The sequence below is a fragment of the Paraburkholderia graminis genome (genome assembly GCF_003330785.1).
Classification (GTDB): Bacteria; Pseudomonadota; Gammaproteobacteria; order Burkholderiales; family Burkholderiaceae; genus Paraburkholderia; species Paraburkholderia graminis.
Genome location: NZ_CP024935.1, coordinates 680098 through 695283 on the forward strand (window position 1 = coordinate 680098; position 15186 = coordinate 695283).

A 15186-nucleotide genomic window follows, 5' to 3' on the forward strand; every position below is an offset into this window, starting at 1 on the left:
TCTCCAATGGCGCAATGACGCGCCGCGGCGCTAACGGTTGATGAGGCGTTATCTGCAATCCTGGCGTGGACGATATTTGTGGACAATTACAATATTTGGCACCGATCGTTGCCGAAACGGCAAAGGGCAGCTCGACCGATATGGACAACACCGCACTGCGTTATTTTCTGGAGGTGGCTCGCAGCGGTTCGCTCAGCCAGGCATCGACGCGGCTGTATGTGGCCGTGTCCGCGCTGAGCCGGCAGATCGCGAAGCTCGAGGAAGAGGTGGGCGCGGCGCTTTTCGAGCGGCGTCCGCGCGGCATGGTATTGAGCGATGCGGGGCGTTTGCTGGCCGAACACGCGCAGCGCAGCCTGCTCGACGCCGAGCGTGTGACCGAGGAAATTCGCGGGCTGACCAACGGCGGACGCGCGACGATACGCGTCGCGAGTTCGGAAGGCGTCGCGCCGCATTTCTTGCCGCAGGTGTTCGCGCGCTTTCTGAAGACGCATCCGGCGACGCATTTCCAGCTCGACGTGGCGGCGCCGTCGGCCGCGACGCAGCGCGTACGCGAAGGCACCGCCGACATCGCCGTGTGCTTCAGCATCGCGCCCGAGAAGGACATCAACGTGGTGTACTCGCAGCGCGCGCCGATCTTTGCGCTTCTGCGGCGCGATCATCCTCTTTGCAAGCAGGACTCCGTGACGCTCGCGGATCTTCTGCAGTGGCCGTTCGCGATCAACAACACGGGCGTGACGATCCGTCAGCTATTCGACATTGCATGCAGCCTCGAAGGGCTCGTGTTCGATCCCGTGTTCGTGAGCAACTATCACCCGGCGCTGCAAAGCTTCGTGCGCCAAACGGATGCGGTGACGTTGACCGGGCTGCTGACGGTACGCAGCCGGCTCGCCGCGGACGGCCTCGCCGCGCTGCCGATTCGCAACCCTGCATTGCATCAACGCACGCTTCAGATTCAGACGATGGCAGGCCGATCGTTGCCGGTCGCGATGCAGGCGTTTCTTCAGTTGCTGACGGGAGCGATTGACGACCCGCAACTGGTCGACTGACTTGCGCCGTTCGATGCCTCGTCGAGTTGACGTGACGTTCCTTCGGACACTTCAACGCAACACGGCTTCACGCCCGGCCGTCATCTGTGTGCGCGTGCTTCCTGAGTTGAGCTTCGTCGCAAATCAGCCGCGGATGTCGCGGATCACTAAGGTCCATCTGGTCCCACGCAAGCCGATGGCGGCGCGACTGATTCCTGCGATGGACCACTTCACGCAGCCACTGCGGCAATAATCCCACCGCGAGACGCTCAAGCAACGCATCGGGGCCGATGTGGAATTCGCTGATGAATAGCGAGTCTCCGTCGCGTGCGAGATGGATTGCTTCTATATGTCCGAGTCGCTTGCCATCGCGAGAGCGCACTTCGCGACCGAGCACAAGCTCGATGTTGAGTTGTGTCATCGCCGAGCCCCCGGAATGCGCCCGACAATATGTTCGCGCAACCAGTTCTGCCGCCTGCCAAGCGGCGTATCGGCCACGTCGGCGTCCACGCCGATATCGATCTCGATGCGGCGCACGCGATTCCATGGAATGCGGTAGGGCTCGCCGTTCTGTGGGCCGCCGATACGGATCATGAGACGCGTGACCCAGGCCGCGGCACTCTTGCCGATGCGTCGCCCTATGGTTATCGGGCCGGTCTCGAGCGCAATCACCTCGGGCGGCCGGCCGTGGCGCAGCTCAACGACGATTCCATCGACGCGGCCCATCTTCGCGCCGTGCCGATCCACCAGTTGTTTGTCGAGTATGTCTCGCACGAGATCCATCATGTGCCTCCGGCTATCTGCAGCGGCAGCGTGACGATTGCCAGCACGAAGCTCAGCGCGACGATCGCCGTGACTACCGCATTGGAGAACGCGCCGTTGCGATGACGTCCGACATAACTCTCGTCGTTCATCAGCACGAGAAACGGAACGACCGTGAGCGGCAGGCTAAACGCGCTCAGCGCCATCGAGAATACCGTCAGTTTCAGCGGATCGGCGCCCGCGGCAATCGGGATCGCGCTGATTGCGAGCGCGCAGGTGTACACGAGGCTAAACCCTGGGTCGTCGCGCGGCTTGCGATTTTTGCCCCAGTTCCAGCCGAAACCTTGCGCGACGAAGTACGCCTGCTCGAGCGCCATTTCCAGCGTCGCGCCGAAGCACGCGAAAGCGAGCGACGCGATGAACAGCACGAAGCCCCAGAAGCCGAACACCGCGACGAGCGTCAGCGGCAACTGCTGATAATCGTCGACGCGCGCGATGCCGTGCGCCGGAAAAACGACGGCGGCCGCAATCAGAACAGCCAGTGAAATCCCGCCGCCGAAGGCCATGCCCAAACCGGCAATCGCCCGATTCGCGCCGAGATAGCCGCGGTCCCAGTGATCCTCGATAGCGCCTGACGAATAGAACAGGTACAGCGAAGGCGTGATCGACGCACCGAGAATGCTGACCACCGTGAACCAGTAGTTCGCGGGATCGTGATGCGGCGCGCTGGGCACGAGACCGCGTGCCACCTGATGCCAGTCGGGCTTGAGCAAGATAGCCGCGGCGACAAAGCTTAATGTGACGAGGCCGAGCAGCGAGGTTCCTTTTTCGATCACGCCGAATGTGCTGCGCCACAAGACACACCACGCAAGCAACGCGACGGGAAACGCCCACCAAGGATGCTTGATGCCGGTCGCCATCTCAAGCGCAACGCTGACGCCTCCGATTTCCGCCGACATAACCAGCGCATTGACGAGGACGACCGCGATGAGCGGTAACAGGAAGAACTTCACGCCGAAGCGGTCGCGAATGCCGTCGGCGATCGTATGCCGGCTGACCGCGGAGAACCGGCCCGCCATCTCCGTGAGAAAGACGAGGCACACGGTGCCGACGAGGATGGCCCAGCCAGGCTGAAAGCGAAACGCGGCACCGCCTTGTACGGCTGTCGCCAGCGAGCCCATCTCCAGAAAGCCGCCGACGCCCGTCACGACGCCGAGGCAGATTTCGAGCAGTTTTTTCATCACCCGGCCCGGCAGGAACTCAGCCGTCGTGCAGCATGATTTGTTCCCGGCGTGATGACTTTACGTAGGCAAAAGCATCGGTCGATCAGTTGTTTGCCGACACGGTCGCGACTGCGTCATGCACATCCCAGCCGCCGCCAAGCGACCGATACAACGAGACGGCCGAAAGCGCATGCTCGCGTTTCGCCTGGTTCAACGACTCCGCGTCACGCAGATACGCCTCCTGCGCGGCGAGCACATCCAGGAAGCTCGACGCGCCGCCCTTATACAGTTCGCTCGATAAACGCAGCGCCTGGTTCGACGCATCCAGCGCACCGCCAAGGCGCTGCACCTGCACTGCGCCGTTGACCAGATCGCTGCGGTTGTCCTCGATCTCCTTTAGCGCTTGCAGCATGGTCTGCTGCAATGCGAGCTGCGATTCGCGCATGCGGCTTTCGCTCGCATCGATATTCGCGGTGATGCGGCCCGCGTTGAAGATCGGACTCGTCGCGTTCAACGCGGCACTGAACAGGTTGTCGGTGAGCGTCGGCAAGCCGAGATAAGAGGAGGCCAGCAGGCCGTCGGCGAGATTGAGGCGGAACTGCGGATAGCGCTGCGCTTTCGACACGCCGACTTCCGCGGCGCGCTGCTCGACCGTCGCGTAGGCGGTGCGTACGTCCGGCCGCTGCAACAACGCTTCTGATGGCAAGGTCTGCGGCGCGCTTTGCGTGGGCACCGGAATCTCGCGTGCGCTGGCGAGCACCAGCGTATCGACGCTCTCCGGCGTGCGCCCCGAATACACCGCGATCAAACTCAATTGATGCTGCACCGCCGATTGCACGCGCGGAATCTGCGCCCGCAAATCCTCAAGCTGATTCTGCGCGCGCGCCACGTCGAGTTGCGTCGACAGCCCGTAGCGCAGGCGCTGTTGCGTGAGCTTCAGCGCGCGGGCGCGGATCGTCTCGTTGTCGCTGAGAATCTGCAACTGCGCTTGCGCCCAGCGCAGATCGATATAGGCTGCGGCGGTATTCGCCGCGAGCGCGAGGCGCACTTCGTTCAATGCCGACTGCCGTCCCGAAACTTGCGCCTGAGCGGCCAGCACGGCGAGACGTTCGCCGCCGAACACGTCGGGCGTCCAGCTCGCCGTCAAGCCGACGCCGGCCTGGCGCACATAGCCGAGGGGCGGCGGCGTGTTTTGGCGCGAGTTCGACGCGGTGGCGCTCGCGTTGAGTTCAGGCAGCAGCGCCGCGCGATTCTGCTTCGCCAGGTCTTGCGCCTGCCTGACGCGCTCCACTGCCGCCTGCACATCGAGGTTGCCGGTCAACGCGGATTCGACCAGTTGATGCATGACCGGATCGCCGAATTGGGCCCACCATGCGTTGGCGCTCACGGCGTCTTGCGGCGCATCGACATTCCACGCGGCAGGTGCGACGGTCTTCACGGTGAGCGGCAAATCCGCATGCTTTTCCGGTTGCACCGCGCACGCCGCGAGCGTCAGCAACGCGGCGCTCGCCAGTACTTTGACAAAGTTCGGTTTCATGTCGAATTCCTTAATGGGCATCGGGCGGCGGCGCTGCATTACCGAACGGCTGCGATAACAGCACGCTCAACAGCCCGACCACGAAACACAGCGACAACGCGAAGAAAGTGTCGGAGAACGTAAGCACAAGCGCTTCGCGCATCAGCAGCGCGTGCAGTTGCGCGAGTCCGGCGTTGGCCGCGTTCAACGCGTTGCCGCCGACTGCCGCGAAATGCGCGGTCTGCTGCTGCAACACCGATTGGACGACCGGGCGCCCCGCGTTCAGATGTTCGTCGAGCCGCTCGTAGTGCAGGTTCAGGCGGTCGTTCAGCATCGTGCTGCTCACCGCAATGCCGATCGCGCCGCCGAGGTTGCGCATCAGATTAAAGAGGCCGCTAGCCGAACGAAGCCTCGACATCGGCAACGAACCGAGCGCCATCGTCACGATCGGCGGGATACAGAATTGCTGGCCGATGCCGCGTAACGCCTGCGGGATCAGCAACTCACGCCAGCCCCATTGACTGGTCAACGGCACATACAGATAACAGCCGAGGCCGAACAGCACGAGACCGATCACCAGCAGAATCCGCATGTCGACGAAGCGCGCGACCACCGAGTACACCACCATCGCGGCCAACTGAAAACAGCCGACCGATAGCAAGGCCACGCCGATCTGCAGCGAATCGAAGCCACGCACACGCGACAGGAACACGGGCGTCAGAAACACCGCGCAGAAAATGCCGATGCCGGTAATGAACGACAGCAGACTGCCGATGCCGAAGTTGCGGATGGCCAACGCGCGCAGATCGACGATCGGCTCTTTGGCGGTGAACGCATGCACGATGAACAGAAAACCGCAAATCGCCGTGATCCACGTACACGTCACGATTACGTCGTCGCCGAACCAGTTCTTGCGCGGCCCTTCCTCCAGCACGTATTCGAGGCAGGCCAGAAAGCCTGACATCAAAAGGATGCCGAAGTAATCTCCCTTCTTCAGCAGCGACAGGTCGGCGTTGTCGAAGTGCACATATTTCGGCACCAGCAACGCGACGGCGACACCCGGCACCAGGTTCAGATAGAACAGCCAGTGCCACGACCATTGCGACGTAATCCAGCCGCCGATCACCGGGCCGATGGTCGGCGCGAGCGTGGCGAGCGCGCTGATCGTGGTCGATGCAATCAGCCGTTGCTTGCCGGGAAACAGCACGAACGCGGTGGTGAACACCGTCGGAATCATCGCGGCGCCGAGCGCCCCTTGCAGGCCGCGAAACAGGATCATCGAGTTGATGTCCCACGCGAGACCGCACAACATGCTCGCAATCGTGAAGCCGAGCGCGGAAAACGCGAACACCCAGCGCGTGGAAAACACACGCGTGAGCCAGCCGGACATGGGAATCACCACGATTTCGGCGATCAGATACGACGTCTGCACCCACGACAGTTCGTCCTGACTCGCGGACAAGCCGCCGCCGATGTCCTTCAGCGACGACGCAACGATCTGGATGTCGAGCGTTGCCATGAAAAAGCCGACGCACATCAGCGTGAAGGCCAGGACTTTGATTCGCGTCGGCAGGTCGGCGGGATTGGCGGGGGCGGCGGGCGTGGCAGGGCCGGCGGAGTTGGCGAGAGCTTGAGTCATGATGGGCTCAGCCGCGCGCCGGCGTCTTGCCGCTATCGACATGCACTTTCACCGTGGCCGAGAGGCCGGGACGCAACGCGCCCTCCATGTTCTTCGGCACAGTAAGATGCACCCGCACCGGCACGCGCTGCACGATCTTCGTGAAGTTGCCGGTGGCGTTTTCCGCGGGCAGCACGCTGAACGTCGCGCCGGTGGCCGGCGCGAGACTTTCCACCACGCCGTGAATGGGCGTGCTGAAGGCGTCGAGATCGACGTCGACGCTGTCGCCCACGCGCATCTTCTTCAACTGGTCTTCCTTGAAGTTCGCGTCGATCCACAATCCGCCCGACGGCACCACGGTCAAGAGCGGCACACCCGCGCTCGCCAGCACGCCGACACGCGCGGTGCGATTGCCGATATAGCCGTCGATCGGCGCACGAATGGTCGTGTACTCCACGTTCAACGCCGCCACGCGCTCGGCGGCTTGCGCTGTCGCGATGCGCGCCTCGGCGTCGCCGATCTGCGCATCGAGCACGGCAATCTGGCGTTGCGCCGCGGTCAACGCGGCCGCGCTGCGATCGACCGCCGCGCGTGCCTTGACGAGATCGGCATCCGCGCGTTCGACGACCTGATTCGACACCGCATCGTCCTTCACGAGTTCGCGGTAGCGCGTCTGATCCGCGGCGCTGCGCGTCAATTCGGCGCCGGACGCGCGCGCTTCGGCGGCCTGCTGGTTGATGGTGGCGAGCTGCAACGATTTCTTCGCCTGCAGTTCGATCACCGCGGCTTGCGCGCTGCGCACTTCCGCTCTGGCTTGCGCGAGCCGCGCGTCGTAATCGCGCGCATCGAGCTGGATCAGCACGTCGTTCGCGTGGACGAACTGGTTGTCGCGCACGAGCACGTTCGTCACGAAGCCGTTGACCTTCGGCGCCATCACGGTGACGTCGCCACCCACGTAAGCATCGTCCGTTGTCTCGTAGAAGCGGCCGACGAAGAACCAGTACGAGACCGCAAGCGCGAGCACGGCAAGCACGGTGATGATCGCGAGCAGCATCCACGGAATGCGCCGTGCCGGTCTCGCGGTCTGCGCCGCGCTCGGCGGGGCGATAGTCGATGGAGTAGTGGACATGTTGTCGGCCTGTGTGTATGCACTCTTTACGTTGAAAAAAAGCGGCCCGACGATTGCGTGAGCCGCATGTCGCTGTGTCCGCGACTTCAGTTGGAATCGTGGGTGACGGCAAACAGTTCGCCGCGCAATGCGGCCGCGCGCCGTTCGCCGAAACGATGCTCGAATTCGGCTTGCGCGGCCTGCCAATGTTGACCGCCCGCCTTCAGACGTTCTTCTCCCGCTCGCGTGATCGTGACGGTCAGCGCGCGCGCGTCGGCGCCGAGTGCGTCGCTCGACACGAGGCCGTTGCGGCGCAGCGGCTGAACGGTGCGAACGAGGGTCGTGCGTTCCATGCGCATGGCTTCGGCCATTTGCTTCATGGTCATCGCGCCAGTGCGTCTAAGCCTTCCTAGCAGCGAAAACTGCGTAATCGTGAGCCCAACATGAGCGAGGTGCCGGTCGTATATTTGCGAGACATAGCGCGCGGCCTGGCGGATTGCGAAGCAATCGTCGTCGAACAGTTCTTGCATTTCCGCGTTTCCTTATCAGTTAGTGCATATGCACATTTAAGGGCGAACCGATCGCTGTTGAACGAGCACGCGAGTCGCTAATTAGTCGGTGATGCTAAAGAGTTCGGCGCGTAGAACTTTGGCGCGCGCACTGCCGAATTTCTGTTCGAATTCGTCCTGCGCGGCGCGCCACGCAATGGCGGCCTGATCGAACATGGCTTCGCCTTGCTCCGTCAGGCTGAACAGAAACGTACGGCCGTCGTGTTCCGCCGATTCGGCCACCACCAGTCCGTCGCGCTGCAAGGGTTTCATCGCGCGCAGGAGCGTGGTGCGCTCCATCACCATGGCGTCCGCGAGGTCCAATATCGGCAAATTGGGCGTGCGCGCGAGCTTCGCAAGAATCGTGAACTGGGCAGCCGTCAAGCCCACGCGGCCGAGATGGCGCTCATAGATTTGCGTGACATGACGTGCCGCCTGGCGCAGCGCGAAGCAGTTGCATTCGTCGTAGGAGATAGGGCGGTTCATGGGTGGCACTCTATGTGTGTATAAGCACACTGTCAAGCGGATCAACGGTCGATGCGTTGAAACGCTGCATTGCTGGAACTACAACAGCGGTGCCGATGGCGGCGCTGAAACGCTATTCGCCGCTGGCCGGGTTCGTAGCGCGCGCGGCCGTTTCACGCGTGGCTTCGTCGAAACGCCGGTTGGCTTCCGCCACTTCCGCGCGGAACTGCTGCAATGCATTCACCGCGGGATCGGGCGGCGTCAACGCGGCCCACAGGACTTCGATCAGCTGATCCGCGGTGGCTTCGATGTCGGTATGCCGCTTCGCCAGCGTCGCGTCCCACAACACGTGTTCCATCGGGCCGAACACCATCGAGCGTAATAAACGCAACGGCATGTCCGCGCGAATCTGGCCGCTTTCCTGGCCTTCCGCCAGGACGCGCATCAACGGTGCGGTGTAGCGGCGCTGCAATTCGGTCAGCGCTTCGCTCAATTCATGATGCCGCGCGCGGCCTTCCGATAGCACGAGCGCGCAGAGGTCGGTGCCGTTCACGAGCATCAGCCGCAAATGCGTGCGCACGATGAACGCGAACTGCTGACGCACGGTGCCGTCGCGCGGCAGTCCGGATTCGATTGCGCCGATGATTTCGTCGTACCAGTCGCCGATTACCCGCGCGCACAACTCGCGCTTGCCGCGGAAATAGCTGAACACGGTGGCCTCCGAAACGCCTAGCCGCTGAGCGATCTCCGCGGTCGTCGCGCGTTCATAGCCCTTTTCGGAGAACACATCGCGGCCCGCCTGAAGAATTTCCTTCACGCGCTGCTGCGACTTGCGCCCGGCCGGCTGGCGACGCGACGCGGGCAGTTCGGGCTTGATAGCAACCGTCATATGAGTCGAGGTCAAATTTATCGGCGAGCTTCGTATGGAAAACCCGGTCGATTCGATGCTATCACAAGTGGCAAGCCAATGAACTGGGTCAACCCGTTTTCTGAGTGACACTCAAAAATACCTATTGACGCTTACGTAAATCTGGCGTGAAATGCGCGTTGAACGTCGCGCCTTAAAGATCGGAAGATGCGATTCCGCATACGGCCGCAGACGTGGCCACACACGAATTCGCCGGCAAAGCCAGCCGGTCGCCAATGAACTCTGGAGACACAGCAATGAGCAACCTGCCCGGTTTGCAATTCCCACTCGGCGAAGAAATCGAAATGCTGCGCGACAGCATTGCCGGGTTCGCTGCGAAAGAAATCGCGCCGCGTGCCGGCGAAATCGATCGCACGGATCAGTTTCCGATGGACCTGTGGCGCAAATTCGGCGATCTCGGTGTGCTCGGCATGACGGTCTCCGAGGAATACGGCGGCGCGAACATGGGATACACCGCGCATATGGTCGCGATGGAAGAGATCTCGCGCGCGTCGGCGTCGGTCGGTCTTTCATACGGCGCGCATTCGAATCTGTGCGTGAACCAGATTCATCGCAACGGCACCGACGCGCAAAAGCAGAAGTACTTGCCGAAGCTCGTCTCCGGCGAACATGTCGGCGCGCTCGCGATGAGCGAGCCGAATGCGGGCTCGGACGTCGTGAGCATGAAGATGCGCGCCGACAAGAAAGGCGATCACTACGTGCTGAACGGCACGAAGATGTGGATCACCAACGGCCCCGATTGCGACACGTTGGTTGTGTATGCAAAGACCGACGTCGAAGCGAATTCGCGCGGCATTACCGCGTTTATCGTCGAAAAAGGCATGAAGGGTTTTTCGGTTGCGCAGAAGCTCGACAAGCTCGGCATGCGCGGCTCGCATACGGGCGAACTCGTGTTCCAGGACGTCGAAGTGCCCGAAGAAAACATTCTGGGTCAACTGAACGGCGGCGTGAAGGTGCTGATGAGCGGCCTCGATTACGAGCGCGCCGTGCTTGCGGGCGGCCCGACCGGCATCATGGTCGCGGTGATGGACGCGGTCGTGCCGTATATCCACGACCGCAAACAGTTCGGCCAGTCGATCGGCGAATTCCAGTTGATTCAGGGCAAGGTCGCCGATCTCTACACCACGTTGCAGGCATGCCGCGCGTATCTGTACGCGGTCGGCCGTCAACTCGATACGCTCGGCACGGAGCACGTGCGCCAGGTTCGCAAGGACTGCGCGGGCGTGATTCTCTATACCGCGGAAAAAGCCACGTGGATGGCCGGCGAAGCGATCCAGATTCTCGGCGGCAATGGCTATATCAACGAGTATCCGGTTGGACGTCTGTGGCGCGATGCGAAGCTCTATGAGATCGGCGCGGGCACGAGCGAGATCCGTCGCATGCTGATCGGCCGCGAGCTGTTTGCGGAAACGATGTAAGCCGGGCCACACGAGGAGAACGACGCGATGCCGATCATCGAATCCAAGCTGAATCCGCGCTCCGACGACTTTCGCGCCAACGCGGCCGCGCTCGAGGCGCTGGTCGACGATCTTCGCGCGAAGGTCGAGAAACTCGCGCTGGGCGGCGGCCAGGCCGCGCGCGAAAAGCACACGGGCCGTGGCAAACTGCTGCCGCGCGAGCGCATCGAAAAGCTGCTCGATCCGGGCACGCCGTTTCTCGAGTTCTCGCAACTCGCGGCCTACGGCATGTATAACGACGACGCGCCGGGCGCGGGCGTCATCACCGGCATTGGGCGAATTGCGGGCCACGAGTGCGTGATCGTCTGCAACGATGCGACGGTCAAGGGCGGCACCTACTATCCGGTCACCGTGAAGAAGCACGTGCGCGCGCAGGAAATCGCCGCGGAAAACCGCTTGCCGTGCGTGTATCTGGTCGACTCGGGCGGCGCGAATCTGCCGAATCAGGACGACGTGTTTCCCGACCGCGACCACTTTGGCCGCATCTTCTACAACCAGGCGAATCTGTCCGCTGCGGGCATTCCGCAGATTGCCGTGGTGATGGGCTCGTGCACCGCGGGCGGCGCGTATGTGCCGGCCATGAGCGACGAGTCGATCATCGTGAAGAACCAGGGCACGATTTTTCTCGGCGGTCCGCCGCTCGTCAAGGCGGCAACCGGCGAAGTGGTGAGCGCCGAAGACCTCGGCGGCGGCGACGTGCATACGCGTCTTTCCGGCGTGGTCGATCATCTCGCGCAGAACGACGCGCATGCATTGGCGATTGCGCGCAGCATCGTCGGCAATCTGAATCGTACGAAGCATGTGCCGGTCGCGTTGCAGGAACCGAAGCCGCCGCGCTATGACGTCAAGAGCATGTACGGCGTGATTCCCGTCGACACGCGCAAACCGTTCGACATTCGCGAGGTGATCGCGCGCATCGTCGACGACTCGGCATTCGACGAATTCAAGGCGCGCTACGGCACGACGCTTGTGTGCGGCTTCGCGCATATCTGGGGGCATCCGGTCGGCATCATTGCAAACAACGGCATTCTGTTTTCGGAGTCCGCGCTCAAGGGTGCGCACTTCATCGAACTATGCTGCCAGCGCAAGATTCCGCTCGTGTTTCTGCAGAACATCACGGGCTTCATGGTGGGCCGCAAGTACGAGAACGAAGGCATCGCGCGTAACGGCGCGAAGATGGTGACGGCCGTTGCCACGGCGAAGGTGCCGAAGTTCACGGTGATCATCGGCGGATCGTTCGGCGCGGGCAATTACGGCATGTGCGGCCGCGCGTATTCGCCGCGCTTTCTGTGGATGTGGCCGAACGCGCGCATTTCGGTGATGGGCGGCGAGCAGGCCGCGTCGGTGCTCGCCACGGTCAGGCGCGACGGCATCGAAAGCCGCGGCGGTTCATGGAGCGCCGACGAAGAAGAAGCCTTCAAACAGCCGATTCGCGAGCAGTACGAGCATCAGGGGCACCCGTACTATGCCAGCGCGCGCCTGTGGGACGACGGCGTGATCGACCCGGCGCAAACGCGCGACGTGCTCGGCCTCGGTTTGTCGGCGGCGATGAATGCGCCGATCGAAGACACACGCTTCGGCGTGTTCCGGATGTGACAGAGCGCGACGCATGGGAGCCGCCACGATGCACTATGAAACGCTGAATGTCGAGATCGCCGGACACGTCGCGACCGTCACGCTGAATCGTCCTGACGTGCGCAATGCGTTCAACGAAACGATGATCGCCGACATCACGTCGGCCTTCACCGCGCTGAACACACGCGACGATGTGCGCGCAGTCGTGCTCGCCGCGAACGGCAAGGCGTTCTGCGCGGGCGCCGATCTGAACTGGATGAAGAAGATGGCCGGCTACTCGCACGACGAGAACCGCGCCGACGCAATGTTGCTCGCCAGCATGCTGTCGTCCATCTATCGCTGCAACAAGCCGGTGATCGCGCGCGTGAACGGCGACGCCTACGCGGGCGGCATGGGCCTCTTGTCCGCGTGCGACATCGTGGTCGCGGTGGAAAGCGCGCGCTTCTGTCTTTCTGAGGCGCGTCTCGGCCTGATTCCGGCGACCATCGCGCCGTACGTGATACGCGCGTTGGGCGAGCAGGCGTCGCGGCGCTACTTCATCACCGCCGAGCAGTTCGACTGCGCGACCGCGCTGCGCCTCGGGCTCGTGAGCGAAGCGGTCAGCGCGGAGCAACTCGACGCCACCGTGCAGCAGATCGCGCAAACGCTCTGCGCCAACGGTCCAGAAGCGGTGCGCGCCTGCAAGCAACTCGTGCAGGACATGGCCGGCCGCGAGCTGAACGATGCATTGATCGAAGACACGGCGGCGCGCATCGCTCGCACGCGAGCCGGTGCGGAAGGCCGCGAAGGCGTCGCGTCGTTCCTCGAAAAGCGTACGCCCGCCTGGCGCGACTGACGTGCGGCTCACCGACATTGCGCGGCGCCTTGAGGCGTTCACCAGAAGAATATCCCGAGATCGAGACAACACATGTTCAACAAGATCCTGATCGCCAACCGGGGCGAGATTGCGTGCCGCGTCGCGGCGACCTGCAAGCGGCTCGGCATCGCCAGCGTGGCCGTCTATTCGGATGCGGACGCCGATGCCAAACACGTGAGCGCGTGCGACGAAGCCGTGCATATCGGCGGCGCGAGCGCGGCGGAAAGCTATCTGCGCATCGAGCGCATTATCCAAGCGGCACGCGCGACGGGCGCGCAGGCGGTGCATCCCGGCTACGGTTTTCTGTCGGAGAACGAAGACTTCGCGCATGCATGCGAAGCGGCGGGCATCGTATTCATCGGACCGCCGGTCGACGCGATTGCGGCGATGGGTTCGAAAGCCGCCGCGAAGGCGCTGATGCATGCGGCCGCGGTGCCGCTCGTGCCCGGCTATCACGGCGACGATCAGAACCCCGAACTATTGCATCGCGAGGCGGATTCGATCGGCTATCCGGTTCTGCTCAAGGCGAGCGCGGGCGGCGGCGGCAAGGGCATGCGCGTGGTCGAGCGCAGCGAGGATTTCGTGGCGGCGCTCGCTTCGTGCAAGCGCGAGGCGGCGAGCAGCTTCGGCAACGATCGCGTGCTGATCGAAAAGTATCTGACGCGGCCGCGCCACGTCGAAGTGCAGGTTTTCGCGGATCGTCACGGCGGCGCGGTGTATCTGTTCGATCGCGACTGCTCGGTGCAGCGTCGTCATCAGAAGGTGCTGGAAGAGGCGCCCGCGCCGGGATTGTCCGCGGAAATCAAGCGTGAAATGGGCGAGGCCGCAGTCGCTGCCGCGCGCGCGGTGAGCTATGTCGGCGCGGGCACGGTCGAGTTCATCATGACGGCTACCGGCGAGTTCTATTTCATGGAAATGAACACGCGTCTGCAAGTCGAGCATCCGGTCACGGAGATGGTGACGGGCCAGGACCTGGTGGAATGGCAACTGCGCGTGGCCGCAGGCGAGCCGTTGCCGCTGACGCAAGATCAACTCAAGATCGACGGCCATGCGATCGAGGCGCGCATCTACGCGGAGCATCCGGCGCGCGGCTTCTTGCCGTCCACCGGCACGCTCAAGCATTTGCGCATGCCTGAAGGCGTGGAATTCGCGATCGACGCGGCCGGCCTCGGCGAGCCTGGCCGTAAAGCGCCGGTGCGTATCGACAGCGGCGTGCGCGAGGGCGACACGATCACGCCGTTCTACGATCCGATGATCGCAAAGCTGATCGTGCACGGCGCGACGCGAGAAGAAGCACTGGCGCGAATGAGCCGTGCGTTGCACGCATGCGAAGTGGTCGGGCCGCATACGAACGTCGAGTTTCTGCAGCGCATTGTCGAAAGCGAGCCGTTTGCGAGCGGCGATCTGGACACCGGTCTGATCGAACGGCATCACGAGGCCCTGTTCGCGCCCGTGAAAAAGCCGTTCAAGGAAGCGCTCGCGCTCGCGTGCGGCGCGTTGCTCACGCGCGAGGGCGGCACCGCGCACGGCGCGTCGCCCTGGGATGCGCTGTCGCACTGGCGTCTGAATGGCGGCTACGCGCAGACCCTAGGCTGGCGCAGTGTCGAAGACGACAATGCGTTCACGGTCACGTTCGCGCGCGACGGCGGCACGCAAACGCTCGAACACGACGGTCTCCGCGAAGGCTTCACGTGGTCGAGCGGTTCGGGCTTGCATGAATATCGCGCGACCATCGGCGATGCGCGGGCCACGGGGCGCGTCTTTATCGACGGCGATACGTTTCATGTGTTCTGCCTCGGTCACGCACTGGCGTTCGAGTGGCAGAACCTGCTCGCGCACGCCGCGGATGCGGAACATGGCGAAGGCCGGCTGACCGCGCCGATGCCGGGCAAGGTGATCGCGGTGCTCGTCGAGCCGGGCACGGTGGTGGAGAAGGGCACGCCGCTCATCGTGATGGAAGCGATGAAGATGGAGCACACCATCGGCGCGCCGGCGGCCGGCGTTGTGTCGGAAGTGCTGTATGCGGTGGGCGATCAGGTTGCCGACGGCGCGCAGCTTCTGGTGCTGGACGTGCAGTAGCGCGGGAATAAGCGCACGATTAAGCG

At 63.2% G+C, this 15186-nt stretch carries 14 protein-coding genes; 5 read left to right on the plus strand and 9 right to left on the minus strand.

Annotated elements, in window-relative coordinates; translation table 11 throughout:
• Window positions 1–140: 140 nt before the first annotated feature.
• Window positions 141–1046 (plus strand): LysR family transcriptional regulator, encoded by a 906-nt coding sequence (locus tag CUJ91_RS21245; RefSeq protein ID WP_006046546.1) that lies wholly within the window; start codon window positions 141–143, stop codon window positions 1044–1046.
• A gap of 67 nt (window positions 1047–1113) precedes the next feature.
• Here CUJ91_RS21245 and CUJ91_RS21250 read toward each other — a convergent pair whose 3' ends face one another.
• The 9 genes from CUJ91_RS21250 to CUJ91_RS21290 form a co-directional block, all read right to left on the minus strand.
• Window positions 1114–1446, minus strand: coding sequence for a hypothetical protein (locus tag CUJ91_RS21250; RefSeq protein ID WP_114157049.1), 333 nt, complete (start codon window positions 1444–1446; stop codon window positions 1114–1116).
• Entirely contained in the window at window positions 1443–1811 is a 369-nt protein-coding gene (locus tag CUJ91_RS21255) for a hypothetical protein (protein WP_244231068.1), read from the minus strand. The genes CUJ91_RS21250 and CUJ91_RS21255 overlap by 4 nt, the downstream gene beginning before the upstream one ends.
• On the minus strand, window positions 1808–3028 hold the full coding sequence (locus tag CUJ91_RS21260; protein ID WP_114157050.1) for an NRAMP family divalent metal transporter: 1221 nt from the start codon (window positions 3026–3028) through the stop codon (window positions 1808–1810). Before CUJ91_RS21260 ends, CUJ91_RS21255 begins: the two co-directional genes overlap by 4 nt.
• A gap of 85 nt (window positions 3029–3113) precedes the next feature.
• On the minus strand, window positions 3114–4547 hold the full coding sequence (locus tag CUJ91_RS21265) for an efflux transporter outer membrane subunit (RefSeq protein ID WP_114158020.1): 1434 nt from the start codon (window positions 4545–4547) through the stop codon (window positions 3114–3116).
• A gap of 10 nt (window positions 4548–4557) precedes the next feature.
• Window positions 4558–6165, minus strand: a complete 1608-nt coding sequence (locus tag CUJ91_RS21270) for a DHA2 family efflux MFS transporter permease subunit (protein ID WP_114157051.1) — start codon at window positions 6163–6165, stop codon at window positions 4558–4560.
• A gap of 7 nt (window positions 6166–6172) precedes the next feature.
• The gene (locus CUJ91_RS21275) at window positions 6173–7273 is read right to left on the minus strand and encodes an HlyD family secretion protein (protein ID WP_006046552.1); all 1101 of its coding nucleotides are present in this window, start codon (window positions 7271–7273) and stop codon (window positions 6173–6175) included.
• Between the two features lie 86 nt (window positions 7274–7359).
• Window positions 7360–7782, minus strand: a complete 423-nt coding sequence (locus CUJ91_RS21280; RefSeq protein ID WP_006046553.1) for a MarR family winged helix-turn-helix transcriptional regulator — start codon at window positions 7780–7782, stop codon at window positions 7360–7362.
• Between the two features lie 81 nt (window positions 7783–7863).
• Window positions 7864–8286 carry a MarR family winged helix-turn-helix transcriptional regulator gene (locus CUJ91_RS21285; protein ID WP_114157052.1) on the minus strand — a complete coding sequence of 141 codons (423 nt, stop codon included), beginning with the start codon at window positions 8284–8286 and terminating at the stop codon, window positions 7864–7866.
• Window positions 8287–8398: 112 nt separating this feature from the next.
• Window positions 8399–9154, minus strand: coding sequence for a TetR/AcrR family transcriptional regulator (locus CUJ91_RS21290; RefSeq protein WP_053859356.1), 756 nt, complete (start codon window positions 9152–9154; stop codon window positions 8399–8401).
• Between the two features lie 275 nt (window positions 9155–9429).
• On the opposite strand from CUJ91_RS21290, the gene CUJ91_RS21295 reads away from it, so the two are divergent.
• The 4 genes from CUJ91_RS21295 (at window position 9430) to CUJ91_RS21310 (ending at window position 15160) form a co-directional block, all read left to right on the plus strand.
• Window positions 9430–10611 (plus strand): isovaleryl-CoA dehydrogenase, encoded by a 1182-nt coding sequence (locus CUJ91_RS21295; protein ID WP_006046556.1) that lies wholly within the window; start codon window positions 9430–9432, stop codon window positions 10609–10611.
• Between the two features lie 27 nt (window positions 10612–10638).
• Window positions 10639–12246 carry a carboxyl transferase domain-containing protein gene (locus CUJ91_RS21300; protein ID WP_006046557.1) on the plus strand — a complete coding sequence of 536 codons (1608 nt, stop codon included), beginning with the start codon at window positions 10639–10641 and terminating at the stop codon, window positions 12244–12246.
• A gap of 28 nt (window positions 12247–12274) precedes the next feature.
• Window positions 12275–13060, plus strand: coding sequence for an enoyl-CoA hydratase/isomerase family protein (locus CUJ91_RS21305; protein ID WP_107707607.1), 786 nt, complete (start codon window positions 12275–12277; stop codon window positions 13058–13060).
• Window positions 13061–13132: 72 nt separating this feature from the next.
• Window positions 13133–15160 (plus strand): acetyl/propionyl/methylcrotonyl-CoA carboxylase subunit alpha, encoded by a 2028-nt coding sequence (locus tag CUJ91_RS21310; protein WP_114157053.1) that lies wholly within the window; start codon window positions 13133–13135, stop codon window positions 15158–15160.
• Window positions 15161–15186: the final 26 nt, after the last annotated feature.

Coding starts and splice junctions, on each gene's coding strand:
- CUJ91_RS21245 (WP_006046546.1), top strand. CDS start 141: ATGGACAACACCGCACTGCGTTATTTTCTGGAGGTGGCTCGCAGCGGT.
- CUJ91_RS21250 (WP_114157049.1), bottom strand. CDS start 1,446: ATGACACAACTCAACATCGAGCTTGTGCTCGGTCGCGAAGTGCGCTCT.
- CUJ91_RS21255 (WP_244231068.1), bottom strand. CDS start 1,811: ATGATGGATCTCGTGCGAGACATACTCGACAAACAACTGGTGGATCGG.
- CUJ91_RS21260 (WP_114157050.1), bottom strand. CDS start 3,028: ATGAAAAAACTGCTCGAAATCTGCCTCGGCGTCGTGACGGGCGTCGGC.
- CUJ91_RS21265 (WP_114158020.1), bottom strand. CDS start 4,547: ATGAAACCGAACTTTGTCAAAGTACTGGCGAGCGCCGCGTTGCTGACG.
- CUJ91_RS21270 (WP_114157051.1), bottom strand. CDS start 6,165: ATGACTCAAGCTCTCGCCAACTCCGCCGGCCCTGCCACGCCCGCCGCC.
- CUJ91_RS21275 (WP_006046552.1), bottom strand. CDS start 7,273: ATGTCCACTACTCCATCGACTATCGCCCCGCCGAGCGCGGCGCAGACC.
- CUJ91_RS21280 (WP_006046553.1), bottom strand. CDS start 7,782: ATGCAAGAACTGTTCGACGACGATTGCTTCGCAATCCGCCAGGCCGCG.
- CUJ91_RS21285 (WP_114157052.1), bottom strand. CDS start 8,286: ATGAACCGCCCTATCTCCTACGACGAATGCAACTGCTTCGCGCTGCGC.
- CUJ91_RS21290 (WP_053859356.1), bottom strand. CDS start 9,154: ATGACGGTTGCTATCAAGCCCGAACTGCCCGCGTCGCGTCGCCAGCCG.
- CUJ91_RS21295 (WP_006046556.1), top strand. CDS start 9,430: ATGAGCAACCTGCCCGGTTTGCAATTCCCACTCGGCGAAGAAATCGAA.
- CUJ91_RS21300 (WP_006046557.1), top strand. CDS start 10,639: ATGCCGATCATCGAATCCAAGCTGAATCCGCGCTCCGACGACTTTCGC.
- CUJ91_RS21305 (WP_107707607.1), top strand. CDS start 12,275: ATGCACTATGAAACGCTGAATGTCGAGATCGCCGGACACGTCGCGACC.
- CUJ91_RS21310 (WP_114157053.1), top strand. CDS start 13,133: ATGTTCAACAAGATCCTGATCGCCAACCGGGGCGAGATTGCGTGCCGC.